This is a genomic window from Thiothrix fructosivorans (assembly GCF_017349355.1).
Taxonomy (GTDB): domain Bacteria; phylum Pseudomonadota; class Gammaproteobacteria; order Thiotrichales; family Thiotrichaceae; genus Thiothrix; species Thiothrix fructosivorans.
Map to the genome: position 1 here is coordinate 442,311 of NZ_JAFMPM010000008.1, position 18,411 is coordinate 460,721.

Here is an 18,411-nt window from a genome sequence, read left to right on the forward strand (position 1 = left end):
AATCGCGGTAGGTCTCTGAGCGGCATGAGGTTGCCGATCTCATTGTTTTCACAAGAAAGTGATTGTAATCGTGACAAGCTACTGAGTGGTATGAGGTTGTTGATCTTGTTGCCGTCACAGGAAAGTGATTGCAATTGTGACAAGCTGCTGAGAGGAGAGAGGTCACTGATCTGATTATAACTACAGCCAAGTGTTTGTAGAGTTGTCAAACTTCTAAGAGGAGAGAGGTCGTTGACTTGTGTATGGCGGCAATAAAGCAATTGTAAGGCTGGTAAGCTGCTAAGGGGTGAGAGGTCGCTGATCTCATTAAAATGGCAGTCAATTGATCGCAAAGTTAACAAATTGCTGAGAGGTGACAAGTCACAGACTTGGTTGCCGCTACAGTTAAGTGATTGTAACTGTGACAAATTGTTGAGGGGTGAGAGGTCGCTGATCTGGTTAAGGCTACAGTCAAGGAATTGCAACCGCGTTAAGTCGCTGAGAGGAGAGAGATCGCCGATCTGGTTAAAGCTACAGTCAAGTGATTGTATCAGCCGTAAGTTGCCAAGGGGTTTAAGGCTGTCGATCTGGTTAGTGGGGCAATGAATAGATTGCAACTTTAGTAAGCTGTTTAGAGGAGAGAGGTCGCTGATTTTGTTGCTTCCACAATCAAGTGATTGCAATTGTAATAAGCCACTGAGAGAAGAGAGATCCTGGATCTGGTTAAGGGCACAGTCAAGCGAATGCAACTGTAACAAGCCGCACAGAGGCGCTAACTCACTGATCTGGTTAGCGCGGCAATCAAGCAATTGCAACCGTAGCAGGCCACGGATAGGTGAAATATCATCAATTTGGTTTAATTGGAAATAAAATTTAGTTAATGAGTCTAGGCGTAAAATGGTTTCAGGAATCTCCCGAATATTAGCTTTCGTCCAGTTTTCCGAATCTCCTGATACATCCAGCTTTTCCAGCCACGTCAGCTCAAACACAGCCTCCGGTATTTCTTCCAAACCAAGCCCGCTCAAATCGAGTTCGGTCGAGTGGGTACGGCGGCATTCTTCGATGCGTTCGAGGGCGATTTCCAGCGGGCTTGGGGTCATAGACATCATTAGTCAAGCATAAGGGATGATGACCGGATAGTAACCAGAATGCCGGAAGCGGGCAAACGCTACCCAAGCGGATGCACTAATGTTGTGATTTATCGCTGGTAATGACGGGTCTGGTAAGGCAGCAGTTCTTTGGCAAGCCGTTTCAAGTCCTGATCCAGCCCCCAATTTTTGGCCAGTAGTTCAACATTCGGCTTGGTGCTAGCTGCCGGTTTAAGGTGTATTTTGAGGGCAGTCACGTTCGCAAACAGGGCTTTTTTACGCTCATCCGACACACAGTTATAGCGCAATAGGCGGTCAACCAGATAGCCAGCACGGAGTTGGGATTGCAGGTTGGTTACGGGTAATTGTGTGAAGTCGGGAATAAAATCCTGATACCAAAGCCCTAACGCCACAGTTTTGACATCCTCCAGCGAGGCTTGGTCAAAGTCGTGGGTGACTAAACGCTCGAAAGCGGTGTGGACATCAGTCGGCATTTACAACTTCCGTAATTCGCGCAAAGCGTGCTTGATATTCAGTTCCAATGGCTTGGGTATTGCGTAATAGTCTAGTGCATCTTGGGCAACACTTTCAAATAGTTGCAGGTCAAATCCACCGACCTGATACAGGTTAATAATATCCAGCATGTCATCTGATGCAAGCCGTCCCAGCTTGGAAACCGCCACGTCTACTGCTGACACCAAGTAAATATGCAGCGGTTTTCCCCTGCCAAAGCCGCCTCAAAATTGCCAAAAAGCTCGAAAATGGCTTTGGCTAATGGTGTCTCAGTGTGGAGTTGATGCATGTTGTACCGTTCTTCCTGTCTGGATAAGGGCTATTCTTTCAGAAATTTCTCAACCTGTCCGCGTATACTTTATTCACGCTCCGACTTCGGGGAACGGCGCAAGCAACAAACTGATCGGCACAAAATCACCTACCCTTAACACGAGTTTCGGAAACCCTTAATACGAAAAATCGGAGTGCTTAATACGAATTTCCGAGAAATATATCCAATAAAATCAGTTTTCTAGAAAATTTCCTTGCAAAATCGATGTTCATTACTTCGCAATCTTACAACCCTTCCGTCAACCACCGATGCGGATCAACAAAAAACAACTTATTCCATGCCTGCCGCACGTTCGCGTTATACAACCACGGCTGCGGATACGGCGTGCGGATCGCGTAATGCAAATGCGGCGGCTTGCCTTTAGCATTGCCCGACACACCCACCGTGCCAATTTGCTCACCCGCTTTCACCCAGTGCCACGCCTGCGTATCAATGCTGTGCAAGTGCGCGTAATAATGAAAGCGCCACTTGCCGCCCAACACCAACACAATATTGCCACCCATGCTGTCCACCCCGGTATGCACCACCAAGCCTTGCGTCGCGGCAAGCACAGGCGTGTCTTCTTTCGCGAAAATGTCGATGCCCTTGTGTGTGCCGGAACGCCCCCACGGGTAATACCAAAACGATTGCGGATTCCAATCCTTCGTGGTGGCACCGCTGACGGGGATGCGCGGCGTTTCGGGTAGTAACGCTACCGCCGCGATGAGCGCTAGTAGCAACGCTAGCAAGGTCTTTTTCATCGGCAATTCCTGATCGGTTATGATATGCCCGTCAAGCATAGGCGAAACAGGCAGGCTATACTCGACGCTTATTCACACAAGGGAGTTTTTGATGCTTACCGTTAAGACTGTTGAACCAGCGCAAGCCATTCAGTGGATTAAGCAAGGTTGGTTCATGTTCCGAGCCAATCCGGTCATTTGGGCGCTGCTGGGCGTATTGTTTGGCAGTACTGTATTGCTATTAAGCATGTTGCCCTTTATAGGGGGATTATTGTTGAACGTGGCTATACCGGTATTGATCGGTGGCATGTTGCTGGCGGTAAAACAGGCGCATACCAGCAAAGCGGTTGAAGTCGCTGATGCACTCAAGGTGTTAAAGGATGTGCCTATCCGTAACCAATTAATGCTGGTGGGGGCGATTATGCTTGGTGCAAGTTTTGCCGCGACGCTGTTGGGCAAGCTGTTGGTTGGCGACCTGATTATGATGGATGACATCACCGGTTTGCCCAGTTTGAACCTCAACGTCAGCATGTTGGTTTTCCTGTTGATGATCAGTTTGGGCACGGGCATGTTGTTCACTTACGCGCCCGCTTTAGTGGTGTTTAAAGGCATGACGGCAATGGATGCGGTCAAAGCGAGTTTCCACGGCGCGTGGACGAATGCGCTGCCGTTTGTGGTTTTTGCGCTGATTTACGCGGGGTTGACGTTATTGGCGGCGATACCGCTCATGTTAGGGTTTGTGGTGCTGATTCCGGTGATGGTGGGTGCGGTTTACATGAGCTACAAGGATATTTTTGAATGATGAACAAGCGTCCGGTAGCGAATACCGGCATGAGCGTCAGCCCGTTGGGGCTAGGTACGGTGAAATTCGGGCGCAATCAAGGCGTGAAATACCCGCAAGGTTTTGCGCTGCCGTCGGATCGCGAAGTGCGTGAATTACTCGCGCTGGCGTTCGATCTGGGCATTAACTTGCTGGACACAGCACCCGCCTACGGTTTGAGCGAGGAACGCATCGGCAAATTGCTGCCCACTTCCCGCCATGAATGGGTGATCGAAACCAAGGTGGGCGAACGCTTTGTCGATGGCGAATCCAGCTTCGATTTCAGCGCCGCAGGCACGCGCCAGAGCGTGGAAAACAGCCTACGTTTGTTGAAAACCGATTACCTCGACATGGTGCTGATTCACTCGGACGGCGATGATGTGCGGATTCTGCGCGAAGAAGCGGTGCTGGATACCTTGTTGCAGATGCAGCAAGACGGTTGGGTACGCGCCGTCGGTATTTCCTCGAAAACTGTCGAGGGGGCGTTGCTGGCGTATGAACTGGGTTGCGATGTGGTGATGGCGGCGTATAACCCCATGTACACCGATGAATTGCCGGTGCTGGAAGCTGCCGCTGCGCAACGCAAAGCGGTATTGGTAAAAAAAGCCTTTGCCAGTGGGCATCTGGATAAGCTCGGCGGCGGTAAAAATCCGGTGGAACATGCGCTGAGTTTTATTTTGGAACAAGCGGGGGCAACCAGCGTGGTGTTGGGGACAATCAACCCCAAGCATTTGCGTGAGAATGTGGCGGTGGCCTTAGAGGTGTTGGGCAATGGAGGGTAGGTCGGACTTCAGTCCGACAAGTCGGGCTAAAGCCCGACCTACAGGGCGGCGCGTTATTTATACCGTGCTTATGTACGTGCTCACGCCGTTGTTTGTGTTGCGTTTGCTGTGGCGGAGTCGGGCGAATCCGGCGTACCGGCAGCGCATGGCGGAACGCTTTGGGTTTGCGCCAACGCTCCGCCCGTGCCTGTGGTTACACGCGGTGTCGGTTGGGGAAACGATTGCGGCGCGTCCGTTGGTGGAACGCTTGCTGCAAGCCTATCCGCACTACCCGCTGTTGGTAACGACCACCACGCCGACAGGTTCGGATACGGTGAAACGCTTGTTTGGAGCGCGGGTTGAACATTGCTATCTGCCGTATGATTTGCCGGATGCGTTGGGGCGTTTTTTGCGGCGTACTTCTCCCGTGTGTGCGATTGTGATGGAAACCGAAATCTGGCCGAATCTGTACGCCGCGTGCGCTCAACGCACTATCCCGCTGTTGGTGGCGAACGCACGTCTCTCCGAACGTTCAGTACGTGGTTATGCGCGAGTCGCTACGCTGGTGCAGGAAACCTTGGCAAACGTTAGTCTGATTGCGGCACGCGGCGAGCAAGACGCATGGCATTTTCAACAACTGGGCGCTTATGCCGAGCAAGTTAGTGTGTGCGGCAATATCAAGTTTGATTTGCAAATTCCTGCCGGTTTGGTGGAGCAGGGGCAGCAGTTACGCCAGCAGTGGGGCGCAAAACGTTTGGTGTGGGTGGCGGCGAGTACGCATTCGGGCGAAGATGAGATTATCCTACGCGTTTTTGCACAGTTGCGGGCGCACGTTCCTGAGCTGTTGCTGATTATCGTGCCGCGTCACCCGGAACGCTTCGATGCGGTGGCGCGGTTGTGTGCCGCCAGTGGTTTTGCCAGCGTGCGGCGCAGTGCGGGCGGCAGGGTTTTGCCGGAAACCGCGATCCTAGTGGGTGATAGCATGGGCGAAATGTTGCTGTGGTATGCTTGCGCCGATGTCGCTTGCATCGGTGGCAGTTGGGTGGCGCACGGCGGGCATAATCCGTTGGAAGCTGCGGCATTTGGTATCCCCGTGGTGAGCGGTGTGCATGTCCATAATTTTGCCGATATATTCCCGCCGTTATGTGCGGCTGGTGGAGCGGTTTTGGTGCAAGATGAGGCAGCGTTGTACGCACAATTACACGCTTGGTTGCACGATGTGGTGTTGCGGCAGCAAGCTGGTGTGGCGGCACAGATTTTTTTCCGACAGAATCAGGGGGCGCTGGATTGCCTGATTCGACATATCAATACATTGATGACAATAAGAGTAGGAGGTTAGTGATGAAAATTTTGACACCGATGATCATGGCGTTGGCTATGACGGCGTTAAGTTTGGTAGGTTGTGCTGAGAAACCGGATGCAGCAGCGAAACCGTTGGAACAAGCGTTTGCACCGAATTCACCCCCGCAAGCCACTGACGCGGTAGGTGGGCATCCCGGCAAAGCCGTTCACGATGCCAGTTGTATCAGTTGCCATGATTCCGGCGTGTATACGCGTGCTGATCGAAAAATGACCGATTTCACGATGCTTGCTGCGCAAGTGCGCCGTTGTGATGCCAACCTTGGCACGAAATTATTCGATGAAGACTTGAGCAACGTGACGGCTTACTTGAACGAAACTTACTACAAATTCCCGAAGCCATAAGCCGATGAGTTATACCGTCACCTTGTTGAATACCCCGTTTCGCTTTCAAGTAAACAGTGGGGAAACCGTCTTGCAAGCCGCTTTGCGTCAGGATATTCCCATGCCGTGGGGTTGTGGTGGCGGGGTGTGCGGCGTGTGCATGGGCAAAATCGTGTCGGGGGAAATGGTATACCCCGACGGCGAGCCACTGGCATTGTTTGAGGAAGACGCTGAGGCAGGTATGGGCTTGTTTTGCGTGGGTGAACCGACGTCCGATTTGGTGCTGGATATTCCTGAACTGGGGACGGATTGGGAGGCGTGAAAAAGCTAGTCCATCCCGCCCACCACGTTTTTCCACGGTTTGCCGTCTAGCAACAAGTCGCGAATAGCCGCATTGCCTTGGCTATCGACACCCAACACTAACTCACCCTTATGGTCGCGTACTTGTTGTTCCAGCGCGTAAGCATAAGCTTCGGGGATGTAAAAGCGTTCGATGCCCGCACTGAATACGCCGCCATCACATTGTCCGTGGATAAACAGTGTGCAATCCTCCGGCAGTGCTCCGGCGGGATATAGCCCTCGCGTTGGGCGCAGGCAAACACTGGCTTGACCTTGCTGTGCACCGCAACCTTCTGCCACGCCGTAATCCACTCGATAGATTAGGTAATGTCCCGAAAGCAAATCACGCGGGTCAAAGCCGCTGATGGGTAAGATGACTTCTGTGCCACGGTTGCGTTGCGCATTTTTCAGGTAGACGCTGCTTGCCAATGCCAGAATGGGTACAACCAAGGCGATGATCAGCCAACTACGTCGATTCATGCTTGTAACCTTTTTGTCCATTCGCGCAAACGGTCGCGCCCTTTGTACCACAGCCACGTTATACCAATGATCAAGCTGCCGGAAATAATCAGCCCTACGCCCGTTGCCGCCAAACCACCCATAGCTTGAAAATACAGAATGACAAAGCGCAGCCCGATCAGGAAAGTGATCAGGTTGAAAGTACGCTGATGTCCGCTATTCCCCGCGTGCAGTGCGTACAAAAACAGGATGGTGAGGGTCAAGAGGGGAGCACGGATGTCATCGGCTTGCCAAAAACCAACGCCTGCGTGCGCTTGCGACCCAAACAGGCTATAGCGGCTTTGCCCGTTAAACAGCAAATCAGGGTGGTAATACAGCAGTAACAAACCCAGCGCACCCAGCAAAAGCAGTTTGTTCAACCAGCGATACTCCTTGTGCAGCAGAATCCCCACGGCTAGCAGCACCGCAGCCACATACGCAGGCACAAACCACGCCACTTGATAATCTGTCATTTCCCCGCCGGAGCGCACAATGTCCGCAAACGCTAGGGCGATAATGGCGGCGATTTGAAACCAGAAAAACAAGCTACTGGTAAAACCCCGCAGCAGTTTGCTGTGCGTAGTGGCGTAATACAGTACCGCAATCAGCAGTGGCGCGAGTAATAAGACCGACGGCAAGGCTTCCCAATGTTCACTGATATTCGGGTTGGTCAGTGCCACTAAACTCCAAATCAGCCCTTGCAGCAACAGCGTTACCCAGAAAAAGCGCGTGAACAGATTGCGGGCAAACAGGCTGAGTAAAAACGTTATCGCCGCCCAAAACAGCAGAGCGTGATACCACTTGCCACCGAGGTGAAAGACTTGCGCAATCAGCCCAATACTGGCCAAACACAGCAGCATGAAACCGACCAGCAGCACTTCAAACCACACGCCGTTGTGACGTTTGGGGTATTGCCAGAACACGCCAAGAGCCAGCAGCGTTAGCAGCGCAAAATCCACCCCCAGCTTGACGGTTTCGGGAATAGTCGCCCAATTCGCAGCAATCAACGAAATCACGCCTAAGCCAATAATGGCAGCGCCGAGGATCATGAAGCTGTACAACCAGCCGTTGGAATGCTGGCGGTGCTCGGCTTCAAAGCTGAGGATATTGGCGTGTTGCGCGGGGGTGATTAGCCCGGCTTGCAGCCATTGGTTGAGTTTGGTGATAGATGTCACAGTTTTTAGATAAAATTGGTTTATGATATTGCGTGGTCAGTGTATGTTTTTTGGGGGTAATTGCTCCCTAGTTTACTGCCGGTTAGGGGTTATATGAAGTTTATTCTTTCGTGTCATAAAGGGGAGATGCCATGAAGCGTAGTGTGCAACTTGGGGTTTTGCTGGTGTGTTGGTTGTGGGTGTCGTTGGTATCAGCGGCGTCTGGGGTGGTTAATCTATCACCCGTTATCGAGGGGGTGCCAGCAACCAGTGTAACGGCAAATTCTACTTACAGTTTTATACCAACTGCTAGTGATCCAGAAGGGTCAGTACTGAAATTCAGCATCGCTAAAAAGCCGAAATGGGCAACGTTTGATGCCGCGACGGGGGCATTGACGGGTACACCCACTGGTGTGCAAGCAGCGACTTACAGCGGTATTGTGATTACGGTGTCCGATGGCAAACTCAAAAGCAGCTTGCCAGCGTTTAGTATTCAAGTGAATAACCCCGCGCCTACCATCAGTGGTACGCCTGCCACCAGCGTACAGGCTAATTCAGCCTACAGTTTTACACCGGATGCCAGTGATGCGAATGGCGACAAGCTTACTTTCAGTATTGCTAAGAAGCCTGCGTGGGCAGCCTTTAGCACAACGACAGGTGCATTGACAGGTACACCGCCCAGCGCCAAAGCGGGTCTTTACAGTGGGATTATTATCACGGTTTCGGATGGTAAAACGAAGGTGAGTCTGCCTGTGTTTAGTATTCAGGTGAATAATCCAGCGCCTACCATTAGTGGTACGCCTGCAACCAGCGTACAAGCTACTTCGCCCTACAGTTTCACACCAAGTGCCAGTGATACGAATGGTGACAAGCTTACCTTCAGTATTGCTAAAAAGCCTGCGTGGGCAACCTTTAGTACAACGACAGGTGCATTGACAGGTACACCGCTTGCTAAGCATGTTGGGGTAACCAAGGGAATTAGCATCGCGGTGACTGATGGTAAGAATAAAGTCAGTTTGCCTGCTTTTGATCTGCAAGTGTCTGCGGTTGCTCTTAATAAAGCGCCGGTGATTAGCGGTAGGTCTGCGACAACGGTCAATGTGGGAAGCGCTTACAGTTTTATACCAACCGCTAGTGATGCGGATACAAGTGACATCCTCACGTTCAGCATTACCAACAAACCCACATGGGCAACGTTTGATACAGCAACGGGGCAGTTGAGTGGTACGCCTGTGTTGGCAGATGTGGGGACGACCAGTGGTATTATCATCAGTGTTTCCGATGGCAAGCAAACAGTCAGTTTGCCCGCATTTGCGCTGCGCGTGATGGAGTCGATTAACCTCGCCCGCCAGTTTGGGGTGGCAACACAAGGGGCTGATTACGACAGCAGTTCTGCCGCTTCGTTGGCAATAGATGGCAATGCGAGCACTTTCAACCACACGACTTGTACTGCCCAAAAGAACTGGTGGCAAGTCCAATTACCGAATCCAACCTTGATTTCCAAGCTAGTGGTTACTAGCCGCAATTCATGGACATCGCGGATCAATGGGGCAGGTGTTTATGTTAGTAATGCTCCCTACAATGGCACGCTGAATGAAAGCGACAAAGTAGCCACGCTGAGTGGTGTTGCTACCGCGCAAATAACAACATTCAGTACACCAAAGTCAGGGGCGTATGTCATCGTCAAAGCAGCGGCGGACAATTGTTTGCACATGAGTGAGGTAGAGGTGTATGGAAGCGCACCAGCATCACCACACTTGGATCAATCAGCTTATACTTTCCAGTTGAGTAATAGTACTGCGATTGGCAAAACGGTGGGTACGGTCAAAGCGGTTGATTACCAGTTGGATAGTATTAGTTATGCGTTGGAGGGGAGTTCGATTCCCTTTGCGATTGATGCACAAGGTAAAATTACCGTGAAAGCGGCACTGCAAGCGGGTGTCACCTATACCTTTGATGTGGTCGTCAGTGATGGTGCGAATGTTAGCCGTGCGCCCATCACTGTTAACGTGACAGCCAGCTCGTCGGTGGAAGATGCCTTGCGTACTGGGGATGCCAGCGTTGCTACTAGTGAAGAATTGCTGGATGAGACCATTTCCGCGTTAGCTAATAAAAAAGCTACCTCGTCATTACTGACCGCGTTGTATGGCTCAGATCCCATTGCCTATGCCCCTGGTAATAGCACCCAATGGCTGAACTTAAAATCATGGGTTGATACGACTTATCCGATCTTGACAGGAACGCAAGGCAATACCTTGGCGATGGCAGGCGCAACTGCCAGTACCCGTTATGCTGCTTTTGGTGTACCACCGACTGATTTGTTTAAGGCTAACCAGAGTTTAGGTTTTGAAGCACCGTTTAGTCGTTTGCTGGCGTGGTTATTAGCGGGCGAACCTGTCAATACCGCTGTGTTGACGAATAGCCGTACTATTGCGTTGTCTATGAGTGCTTCGGGATCACGCAGCAATTTCAAAACGTGGATTACTCAGAAGTACCCTAACTGGACAGTTGTGGATTGCAATACAGTTTCTGCATTGGCAACTTGCTACAACGCTGCTGCAATGGTGGTGACTGATGGTGGTAGCAGCAGCAGTGCCGATGCGACCCCTGTTCGGCAAGCGTTGGCGAATGTGATGATGGCTGGTAAGCCCATTTTGTATTTACATACTGGAACATGGGGTTCTAATAGTGTATCGCTTGCTATTGCTGATTTGCTGAATTTCAGTCTGCCGTATGGCGGTAATTTTTGGGCAAATGATGCGGCTAATTGGACAAATGTCACGGCTATGCAAACGGCTACTTGGGAAAAGCAAGGCTTGGCAGGTGTTGAAACGATGCTAAAGCACTTTAAAGCCAATGATTACAGCATCGCTACGCGGAATACAGAGTTCTATCCGGGGGCAAATAAGGTACGTGCGGTGATGACATCGTTGGATGAGAGCAAGATCAACCTGTTCCAAAGCAATGAGTCACGTTTGTATCGTTTGTTAGCGCTATTGGGTGACAGTTATCGACAGGAAGTCGTTTTCCCGATGGATATGGACGCGACTAATCCCAATGTCTTCCTGAAGTCCTTGTTTACGGATCATGCGGTTTATAATTATCGGACTCTGAACCGGGTGCAAGCGGACATGGGGAATTTCAGTCGCAGTGATTTCAGCCATATTACCCCCGTTACCAAAACAGTCACACTGACTAGCCGCCAAAATTTCCGCGCGGCTGGGGTGTATGCTCTGCCGGGGAAAACTGTTCGTGTTACCCGTACTGATAACAGTAGTACGACAACTAAGGTGTTTATCAATAGTTTGCGGTCAGGTTCGACGCATGAGTTTGAGGCGTGGGGTTACAAACGTCCCAAATTTTTGCAGTCTGCCCACGTACCGATCAAATCGGGTGAAACCATCACCCTCACATCCCCTTATGGTGGTTCGCTACAGCTTGAGTTCAGTACCAATGACCAATCAGTCAGCTTTACCTTTGAACAAGTGGGTGAACATCCGTTCTGGGATGATACCAGCGACAATGCGACGTTTACCGCAAAGTTGGCGGCGGGTGAATATGATTGGGCGGAGTTTGTAACCCCTGCCTTTGAAATCCATTCCACACTGGAAAAAATGCGTGAATCTGCCGCTGATACCCGCTGGGGTGGAACGTTGGAAGGGTTTGCAGCGGCTACCATGCGCTATATTCATAATTTCCCGCACGTATTGGCTGGCTTCCAAGGGCCTAATATTGATGTTGTACCTGAGATTCATGATTTTGCTACCGCAAATGATTTCACCATTGAAAACTTGGATTTGGTCAAACACATGAATGCAGATCAGGCAACTTGCGGTTCTGGTTGTTCCGGCAACCCGTATGATGCGTATTGGGCATTCAGCCCTATCGGTCACGGGGATATTCATGAACTGGGGCATGGGTTGGAAAAGAGCCGCTTCCGCTTAGAGGGGTGGAATTATCATGCCTCTACCAACCCTTATTCGTATTACAGCAAAACGCAGTACTACAAAACCACGGGTGGCAATCCTGATTGTCAGTCATTGCCCTTTAAAGACGCGTTTGTTGCGTTGCAAGCCAGCATTGGACAAGCTAATCCAGCAGCTTATCTGAAAACCAATTACTGGGATGCGGAGAGTGATAACTGGTCGCGTGGTGCGAGTATGACGATTCAGATGATGATGATCGCAGAACACCAAGGTGCATTGCAGGATGGTTGGCATTTGTTGGCTCGCTTGCATATTCTCGAACGTGAATTCAATCGGGCAAGGAGTGATACAACGACATGGGATGCGAAGAAAACCAGCTTGGGTTTCGCTAGCTATTCCAAAGCGGAAGCCGATGCTATCAGTAGTAACGATTGGATGGTGATTGCCGTCTCGAAAGTGACAGGGATGGATTACCGCGACTATTTCAGTATGTGGGGTCAGGCTTTCAGTACAAAAGCCAATGACCAAGTAGCGGCGTTTAACCATGCTGCTGCTGAACGTCGTTTTTTCATCACCAGTCCCAATGGTTATTGTAAGGGCGAGGGTTTTGATGGGAACAACTTGCCCGTCAATGGCGGTCAGGTATGGCCGTTAGCAGGTGCTCAGCCACGCTTGATGGGGGATAGCTTCCGCTAATCCATTGCTGAAACAGAAGCCGTGCCGTTAATCGGTTACGGCTTCGGCGTTAGTTAAACGTTGTTATTATGCTGAACATATCAACATAATAACAACGACTTACACCATGAAACGATTTGGGTTGACGTTTGCTTTATCCTTCTTTTTTTCGCCCATCCTGCTTTTGCCGATGTCACCCTGCAAGCTAAAGCCTTGCTGCAAGGTGCATACGAGACTTCCAGCGGCTTCATGCGTGACGATTTGCGCAGCAAAGGCTATTTGCCGGATGCAGGGGATCCGCTGACTTATTCGGGTGAGGAAGTTGCCAGTGAGGGCGTTCTGGCGGTCACGGGCGAAAATGCTGTGGTGGATTGGGTGACGTTAGAGCTGCACGATGCTACTGATAGTACCTTGCTTTATGCAAAACGAGGTTTGCTGCTACAGCGTAACGGTCAGGTGATTGTCCCCAACGACGGGGCGAAAGATATTGTATTTGCAGGCGTTGCACCGGGCAATTACCGCGTCAGCATTCATCACCGTAACCACTTGGGGGTAATGTCTGAGGGTGCGCTGGCTTTAAGCGCGAATCCGCAACTGCTGGATTTCTCCGACCCAGCCTTGGCGGTACAGGGCGGCGCATTGTCACGTTATGTATCCGGTAACAAAGCCATGCTGTGGGCAGGTGATGCCGATGCCAATGCCCGTATTATTGCCAATGGTCCTAATACTGACCTTAATACCCTGTTGGGCTATGTGCTAACCGAACCCACGAATACCCACCAAGATACCAATTTCCGCTTGAATGGCTATTTCAATACTGACCTGAATCTGGATGGTGTGACAATCTACGCAGGCCCCGGTACGGATGCCAATTTGCTGATCGGCAATGTGTTGATGTACCCCAATAACCAAACGGTCAGCCTGAATTATGTGGTGGGTATACCAAAAGAGGAAATTGTTACCCCGCTGGTTAATGTTGCCCGCCAATACGGTGTGGCAACGCAAAGCACTACCCTTTCAGATAATGACTCCGCCGCTCAAGCGATTGACGGTGATTGGGGAACGATCAGCCATACCAATAATGTAGGCGGTGATTGGTGGCAACTGAAATTGCCCACCGCTGTCAATATCGCCAGTATCGTGATTTATAGTGACTCGCACCCCTTATTTTATAATTGGATGGCGGGGATTACAGTGTATGTAAGTGATTCACCTTACAGCGATGCTTTGAGTGATGCGGACAAGGTGGCAACCCTGAGTGGTGTTTTTATCAATACCATTACGCTCAATCCAGCACGTAGCGGTGCTTACGTGATTTTGAAGGCCAATAGCGCCAACTACCTGCGTATGGCAGAAGTGGATGTGTATGCGCAAGCGCCAGATGGGGGAATCATTCCTGTCGACAAGCTCTTCAATTTGAATGGTCAGCTACAACGCCGCCAACAGTTGCGATGATGCCAAGCTGGTAACGTTCTTTTATCGGTCGATGGCGGGCAAGTCTGGCCGTTGGCAACGCAAAAAGTCCGGTTGATGGGGAATAGCTTCCGATAGCACGAACAAGGCACAATAGGTCATGATCGAATTACGGCAAACCTCAAGAGATGGTGAGCTTCACCTGCATCTGCACGGTGAGTGGACGTTTGCGCAAGTGGTGGCGATTAAAGCGGCATTGCAGCAAGTTCAGCCTAGCGCGGGTACGTCGTTGGTGGTAGATGCGCAAGCGGTGGCGCGATTGGACGTAACGGCGACGTGGTTTGTTTATCAGCAGGTGCAACGCTGGATGCAGCAAGGCTATACCGTCCGTTTCGACCATTTCCCCGCCGAATATCTGGGATATTTCGCCGCCACAGCAGCCTCCGACTCTTCTCCCTCCCCCGATAAGGGGAGGCTAGGAGGGGTTTCTTTCTCTCACTCTCTCACCACGCTCCGTTCTTTCATCACCTTTTTCGGACACAGCCTAGCCGCGTTATTCACCAGCCTGTTTTCCCCACACCTGTTCCGCTTCCGCGCAGTATTTCACCACGTTTTCACCACTGGTATTAGCGCTGTGCCGATTGTGGCGCTGATTGCTTGCCTGATCAGTATCGTGATTACCTATCAAGGTGGCGGGCAATTGCGTGATTTGGGGGCGGAAATTTATACGGTGGATATGGTGACGATTTCGGTCTTGCGTGAACTTGGCGTATTGCTGACCGCGATCATGGTGGCGGGGCGTTCGGGCAGTGCGTTTGCGGCGGAAATTGGGCTGATGAAAACCAATCAGGAAGTGGATGCGTTGCAGGTGATGGGCAAAGACCCGTTTCTGATTTTGGTCGTGCCGCGTTTGGTGGCGTTGGTGATTGCCTTGCCGTTGTTGACGGTGCTGGCGGACATCGTAGCGTTGGCGGCGGCGGCACTGATTTCATCGACGATTCTGGATATTTCGTTTGTGCAGTTTTTTTCCCGTGTGGCGGCGAATATTGAGTTTCGCACCTTCGCCGCCGGTTTGATCAAATCGCCGTTTTTTGCGGTGGTCATTGCGCTGATTGGCTGTTGGCAGGGGATGCGGGTGACGGGTTCTTCTGCAAGCCTCGGCGAACACACCACTAAAGCGGTGGTCGATGCAATTTTTGTGGTACTACTACTGGATGCTTTGTTTTCCGTGTTGTTTTATCGGCTGGGGTTTTAGCGATGGAAATGCTGATCGCGATTCACGACCTTGTTAACCAATTTGGTACGCAGCGCATTCATGATGGGTTAAATCTGGATATTTACCGAGGTGAGGTGTTGGGAATTGTGGGCGGTTCGGGGTCGGGTAAATCGGTGTTATTGCGCACGATGTTGGGCTTGAATACGCCGTACAGTGGCACGATTCAGTTTCAAGAGTCTGCGCGGCTGAAACAGCATTGGGGGGTGATGTTCCAACGCGGTGCGCTGTTTTCTTCGCTGTCGGTGGCGGACAATATCCAGTTTCCGTTGCGTGAGTTTACGGCACTGACACCGGAGGAATGCCACGCCTTGATGCTGGTGCGCTTGGCAATGGTGGGGTTGGAGCGCAGTGTTGCCGCTAAATTTCCAGCGGAATTGTCGGGTGGGATGGTCAAGCGCGTGGCATTGGCGCGGGCGTTGGCACTCGACCCCGTGGTACTGTTTTTGGATGAGCCAACCTCTGGGCTTGACCCAGTATCCGCTGAGGAATTTGACCAGCTTATCGGCACTTTGCACCGCAATCTCAAGCTAACGGTTGTCATGGTGACGCATGACTTGGATAGTTTATTCTCAACGTGTGACCGCATTGCGATGCTGGTCGATAAGCACGTAATCGTGGGGACGTTGCAAGAAATTCTGGCTAACCCACACCCACAAATACAAGCCTATTTCAGTGGCGGACGTGCGCGTGCGCTGCTGCGGGGGAATTGATTGGAACGGGATGCCCACTATTTTTTGGTTGGTCTATTTGTTATCGCCATGGCGGTGGTAGGCTTTTTCTTTGCCAGTTTGTTTTATGACAAACCCTCGACGGCAACGCTGGGCTATGACATTCACTTTGATACGCCGGTCGACGGTTTGGAAAAAGGCGGTGAAGTCCGTTACATGGGTATCAAGATGGGCGAGGTGACGCAGGTTTTTTTATTGCCAGCGCAGCCTTCCCGCGTTGGGGTCAGGGTGATGCTGGAAACGGGAACGCCCGTGAATACGGCGACGGTTGCCACCTTGCGGCAGCAGGGGTTGACGGGTGTACCGTTTATCAATCTTGCGCAGGATGATGCGCTCAAACCTGCGCCACTGCTGGCTGCGGCAGGACAGACGTACCCCGTGATTCGTTCCAAACTGACGGAAATGGATGCGTTGATGCAGCAATTACCGGATTTGGAGAAGAATCTGTCGGTATTGCTCAGTGCCGCGAATGAGGTGTTGAATGCTGAAAATCGTGCTAATTTCGCGGGATTATTGCACAATATCAATGTCGCATCGGCGGATTTGCCTGAATTAATCGCTAATCTAGAGAAAACTAGCCTGCAATTGCGAACCTTAATGGCACATGTGGATACGGCTCTCCAGCGTTCCGAGCGCGGCTTGAGTAGCAATATGCAGGAACTAACGGCAACGTTACGTGCCATGCGCACCACGTCACAGCATCTTGATACGCTGGTGCGCGACATTGATCGGGTAGTGGTGGATAATGGCGGTAATATTCAGGGGGTGCTGGAGGAATCACGTAAAATGGCGGCGTCTATTCGTCAATTGAGTGAAAGCCTAGAGCGTAATCCTTCGCAACTTATTTATCAGCCTGCACCGCAAGGCGTGGAGTTACCACCGTGAAATTAGCAAAATACCCCAGTGGTTTTATATTACGCTATCTTATTTTGTCTTCAATTTTACTGTTTTTCATAACGGCGTGTGCATTTCCATTGAATAGCCATGTACCGACAGAACAAGTGTACCGCTTAGCACCACGGGTGGGGGTAATGCCGCAACGCGCACTGGCGCATTTGTACTTGCCCCGCATTCAGGTATCACCTGCTTTGGATACATCACGTATCACGCTAGTTAGACCGGGATTCCAGCAGGATTTCATTGCAAACAGCCGTTGGCCGGATAGTTTGGCGATTTACCTGCACTCGGTTATGTTGGATACGCTGTCACACAGTGAGGGTTTTCTCTCTGTTTCTGACCAATTGCTCAGTAATAACGAGGTTTACAAGCTGTTGTTGCGAGTATCCGCTTTTCATGTTGAATATCCTCCGTCAGGGCAGGGCAGAGCGGCAGTCGTGGTGGGGTTAGAGGCGATTCTCGTGCGAGAACAAGATCAACGTATGATAGGGCAATACCGCGCTGATATTCGCAAAGAGAATACTCAAGTGAGCACGAGCAAAATCGTGGAGGCTTTGAATCAAGCATTAGGCGAGGGTGTGACATCGTTGATGACTGATATGGCGAACGATCTGCCGATTTTGCGTTGAATACGGTAAGGTTTATGTCTCTCTACTCCTTGTCGGATGGCTATATTGTTGATGGCAGCCATCACGCACTGTTTTAGATAGTGTGGTGGCGGTTCATCACGGTTGATAGCATGAAGGTTTTCCAATAGTGTATTTAACATCCTCTCTGCATCAGCAGTTTTTTTCATCGGTGTCTCTCAGTTTCATCCAGCCTGCATTTGACTAAATCAATGAGCTTCTTGTTCCTGTATTTGACTTGTTCTAGTGTCAAGCCAAGGTTAGTCGCCATTTCCTGCATTGAATATCCATAACAATATAATTGATTAAATGTTTCTATAGCAAGGTTAGTGTCTTCCTCTACCTTTTTTTTGCGGTGAAGCGCCAGTTTCTTTTCTGCAATACCTGTAGACTTATGTACCAATTCTTTTGCTTTTGCTAAGGGTTTCATAATCATTCTGATTACATCATCTTGTTCGGCTATTTTGTCAGGGCAGGCATGATCACTGCCGATAATGCTGTCTTTATCATTATTTTCCTCATGATCAAGAGCTATATTGGTCTTGTCAGGGCAGCTACGCAGGTAATCAATGTAGGATGTCTCTAATATGGTGTAAAGATAACCTACTTGATACTTGCTAGGATCTTCACTGTCGATAACCCGTAAGTAGAGTTTGACAAATACCTCTTGTACCAGTTGCGCGGCTAGTTGAATATTTTGACATTTACTGAGTGCCTTATTGTATATTCTTTTTTCATGTCGATCATAAAAGTGTTCAAAGGCTAATTTGTCACCTTTGGCCACTAAGTAGAGCAATTCTCCATCAGATAGATGATATGTTTCACAATTGATGGTCTGACGGACTGTTTCTAGCTTTTTCCTACTGGGAAAAACAGCGATGTTATTATCTAGTATGGTCATATAAGCATCTTTATAAATAGGTATTGGTATGCCACGTTTCATACCTAATTATAAAGCCTGCTTGTTCACTACCTCTTAAAATAC

The 18,411-nt window shown here is 50.4% G+C and carries 17 protein-coding genes and 1 pseudogene; 11 read left to right on the forward strand and 7 right to left on the reverse strand.

The genetic code is table 11. From position 1 onward, the window contains the following. Positions 1-98: 98 nt before the first annotated feature. From J1836_RS21645 to J1836_RS16420, 4 genes and pseudogenes are all read right to left on the reverse strand, one after another. Positions 99-1,088: pseudogene (locus J1836_RS21645) on the reverse strand (leucine-rich repeat domain-containing protein); the annotation flags it as partial. An 89-nt stretch (positions 1,089-1,177) separates the two neighbouring features. Continuing rightward, entirely contained in the window at positions 1,178-1,561 is a 384-nt protein-coding gene (locus tag J1836_RS16410) for a hypothetical protein (RefSeq protein ID WP_207252206.1), read from the reverse strand. Next, positions 1,562-1,780: a DUF6036 family nucleotidyltransferase gene (locus J1836_RS16415; RefSeq protein ID WP_307792596.1), complete on the reverse strand. Its 219-nt coding sequence runs from the start codon at positions 1,778-1,780 to the stop codon at positions 1,562-1,564. It abuts the gene before it with no gap. A 355-nt stretch (positions 1,781-2,135) separates the two neighbouring features. Then, the gene (locus tag J1836_RS16420) at positions 2,136-2,651 is read right to left on the reverse strand and encodes a M23 family metallopeptidase (RefSeq protein WP_207252208.1); all 516 of its coding nucleotides are present in this window, start codon (positions 2,649-2,651) and stop codon (positions 2,136-2,138) included. Positions 2,652-2,742: 91 nt separating this feature from the next. On the opposite strand from J1836_RS16420, the gene J1836_RS16425 reads away from it, so the two are divergent. From J1836_RS16425 to J1836_RS16445, 5 genes are read left to right on the forward strand one after another with little or no spacing between them, the layout of a single operon-like run. Further along, entirely contained in the window at positions 2,743-3,432 is a 690-nt protein-coding gene (locus tag J1836_RS16425) for a BPSS1780 family membrane protein (protein ID WP_207252209.1), read from the forward strand. Next, complete coding sequence (locus tag J1836_RS16430) at positions 3,429-4,232, forward strand: aldo/keto reductase (RefSeq protein ID WP_242632888.1); 804 nt, start codon at positions 3,429-3,431, stop codon at positions 4,230-4,232. Before J1836_RS16425 ends, J1836_RS16430 begins: the two co-directional genes overlap by 4 nt. Beyond that, on the forward strand, positions 4,222-5,550 hold the full coding sequence (waaA, locus tag J1836_RS16435) for a lipid IV(A) 3-deoxy-D-manno-octulosonic acid transferase (RefSeq protein ID WP_207252210.1): 1,329 nt from the start codon (positions 4,222-4,224) through the stop codon (positions 5,548-5,550). The genes J1836_RS16430 and waaA overlap by 11 nt, the downstream gene beginning before the upstream one ends. A gap of 2 nt (positions 5,551-5,552) precedes the next feature. Beyond that, positions 5,553-5,915, forward strand: a complete 363-nt coding sequence (locus J1836_RS16440; RefSeq protein WP_207252211.1) for a hypothetical protein — start codon at positions 5,553-5,555, stop codon at positions 5,913-5,915. Positions 5,916-5,919: 4 nt separating this feature from the next. Further along, positions 5,920-6,216 carry a 2Fe-2S iron-sulfur cluster-binding protein gene (locus J1836_RS16445; RefSeq protein WP_207252212.1) on the forward strand — a complete coding sequence of 99 codons (297 nt, stop codon included), beginning with the start codon at positions 5,920-5,922 and terminating at the stop codon, positions 6,214-6,216. Positions 6,217-6,221: 5 nt separating this feature from the next. On the opposite strand, the gene J1836_RS16450 is transcribed toward J1836_RS16445, so the two are convergent. Next, on the reverse strand, positions 6,222-6,713 hold the full coding sequence (locus tag J1836_RS16450) for a GDYXXLXY domain-containing protein (protein ID WP_207252213.1): 492 nt from the start codon (positions 6,711-6,713) through the stop codon (positions 6,222-6,224). Continuing rightward, positions 6,710-7,906, reverse strand: a complete 1,197-nt coding sequence (locus J1836_RS16455; RefSeq protein ID WP_207252214.1) for a DUF2157 domain-containing protein — start codon at positions 7,904-7,906, stop codon at positions 6,710-6,712. The genes J1836_RS16450 and J1836_RS16455 overlap by 4 nt, the downstream gene beginning before the upstream one ends. A 131-nt stretch (positions 7,907-8,037) precedes the next feature. On the opposite strand from J1836_RS16455, the gene J1836_RS16460 reads away from it, so the two are divergent. From J1836_RS16460 to J1836_RS16485, 6 genes are all read left to right on the forward strand, one after another. Continuing rightward, positions 8,038-12,507 (forward strand): ImpA family metalloprotease, encoded by a 4,470-nt coding sequence (locus J1836_RS16460; protein WP_207252215.1) that lies wholly within the window; start codon positions 8,038-8,040, stop codon positions 12,505-12,507. Between the two features lie 192 nt (positions 12,508-12,699). Then, positions 12,700-13,941, forward strand: a complete 1,242-nt coding sequence (locus tag J1836_RS16465) for a galactose-binding domain-containing protein (RefSeq protein WP_207252216.1) — start codon at positions 12,700-12,702, stop codon at positions 13,939-13,941. A 118-nt stretch (positions 13,942-14,059) separates the two neighbouring features. Continuing rightward, positions 14,060-15,154, forward strand: a complete 1,095-nt coding sequence (locus J1836_RS16470; RefSeq protein ID WP_207252217.1) for an ABC transporter permease — start codon at positions 14,060-14,062, stop codon at positions 15,152-15,154. Positions 15,155-15,156: 2 nt separating this feature from the next. Further along, a complete protein-coding gene (locus J1836_RS16475) occupies positions 15,157-15,885 on the forward strand; it encodes an ABC transporter ATP-binding protein (RefSeq protein WP_207252218.1) in 729 nt (242 codons plus the stop codon). Further along, complete coding sequence (locus tag J1836_RS16480) at positions 15,886-16,788, forward strand: MlaD family protein (RefSeq protein WP_207252219.1); 903 nt, start codon at positions 15,886-15,888, stop codon at positions 16,786-16,788. Positions 16,789-16,877: 89 nt separating this feature from the next. After that, the gene (locus J1836_RS16485; RefSeq protein ID WP_207252220.1) at positions 16,878-17,429 is read left to right on the forward strand and encodes an ABC-type transport auxiliary lipoprotein family protein; all 552 of its coding nucleotides are present in this window, start codon (positions 16,878-16,880) and stop codon (positions 17,427-17,429) included. Between the two features lie 163 nt (positions 17,430-17,592). Here J1836_RS16485 and J1836_RS16490 read toward each other — a convergent pair whose 3' ends face one another. Then, positions 17,593-18,369, reverse strand: a complete 777-nt coding sequence (locus J1836_RS16490) for an RNA polymerase sigma factor (RefSeq protein ID WP_207252221.1) — start codon at positions 18,367-18,369, stop codon at positions 17,593-17,595. Positions 18,370-18,411 lie beyond the last annotated feature (42 nt).

Excerpts from the sequence above, each read along its gene's own strand:
- J1836_RS16410 (WP_207252206.1), bottom strand. The coding sequence starts at position 1,561 with ATGCCGACTGATGTCCACACCGCTTTCGAGCGTTTAGTCACCCACGAC.
- J1836_RS16420 (WP_207252208.1), bottom strand. The coding sequence starts at position 2,651 with ATGAAAAAGACCTTGCTAGCGTTGCTACTAGCGCTCATCGCGGCGGTA.
- J1836_RS16425 (WP_207252209.1), top strand. The coding sequence starts at position 2,743 with ATGCTTACCGTTAAGACTGTTGAACCAGCGCAAGCCATTCAGTGGATT.
- J1836_RS16430 (WP_242632888.1), top strand. The coding sequence starts at position 3,429 with ATGATGAACAAGCGTCCGGTAGCGAATACCGGCATGAGCGTCAGCCCG.
- waaA (WP_207252210.1), top strand. The coding sequence starts at position 4,222 with ATGGAGGGTAGGTCGGACTTCAGTCCGACAAGTCGGGCTAAAGCCCGA.
- J1836_RS16440 (WP_207252211.1), top strand. The coding sequence starts at position 5,553 with ATGAAAATTTTGACACCGATGATCATGGCGTTGGCTATGACGGCGTTA.
- J1836_RS16445 (WP_207252212.1), top strand. The coding sequence starts at position 5,920 with ATGAGTTATACCGTCACCTTGTTGAATACCCCGTTTCGCTTTCAAGTA.
- J1836_RS16450 (WP_207252213.1), bottom strand. The coding sequence starts at position 6,713 with ATGAATCGACGTAGTTGGCTGATCATCGCCTTGGTTGTACCCATTCTG.
- J1836_RS16460 (WP_207252215.1), top strand. The coding sequence starts at position 8,038 with ATGAAGCGTAGTGTGCAACTTGGGGTTTTGCTGGTGTGTTGGTTGTGG.
- J1836_RS16470 (WP_207252217.1), top strand. The coding sequence starts at position 14,060 with ATGATCGAATTACGGCAAACCTCAAGAGATGGTGAGCTTCACCTGCAT.
- J1836_RS16475 (WP_207252218.1), top strand. The coding sequence starts at position 15,157 with ATGGAAATGCTGATCGCGATTCACGACCTTGTTAACCAATTTGGTACG.
- J1836_RS16490 (WP_207252221.1), bottom strand. The coding sequence starts at position 18,369 with ATGAAACGTGGCATACCAATACCTATTTATAAAGATGCTTATATGACC.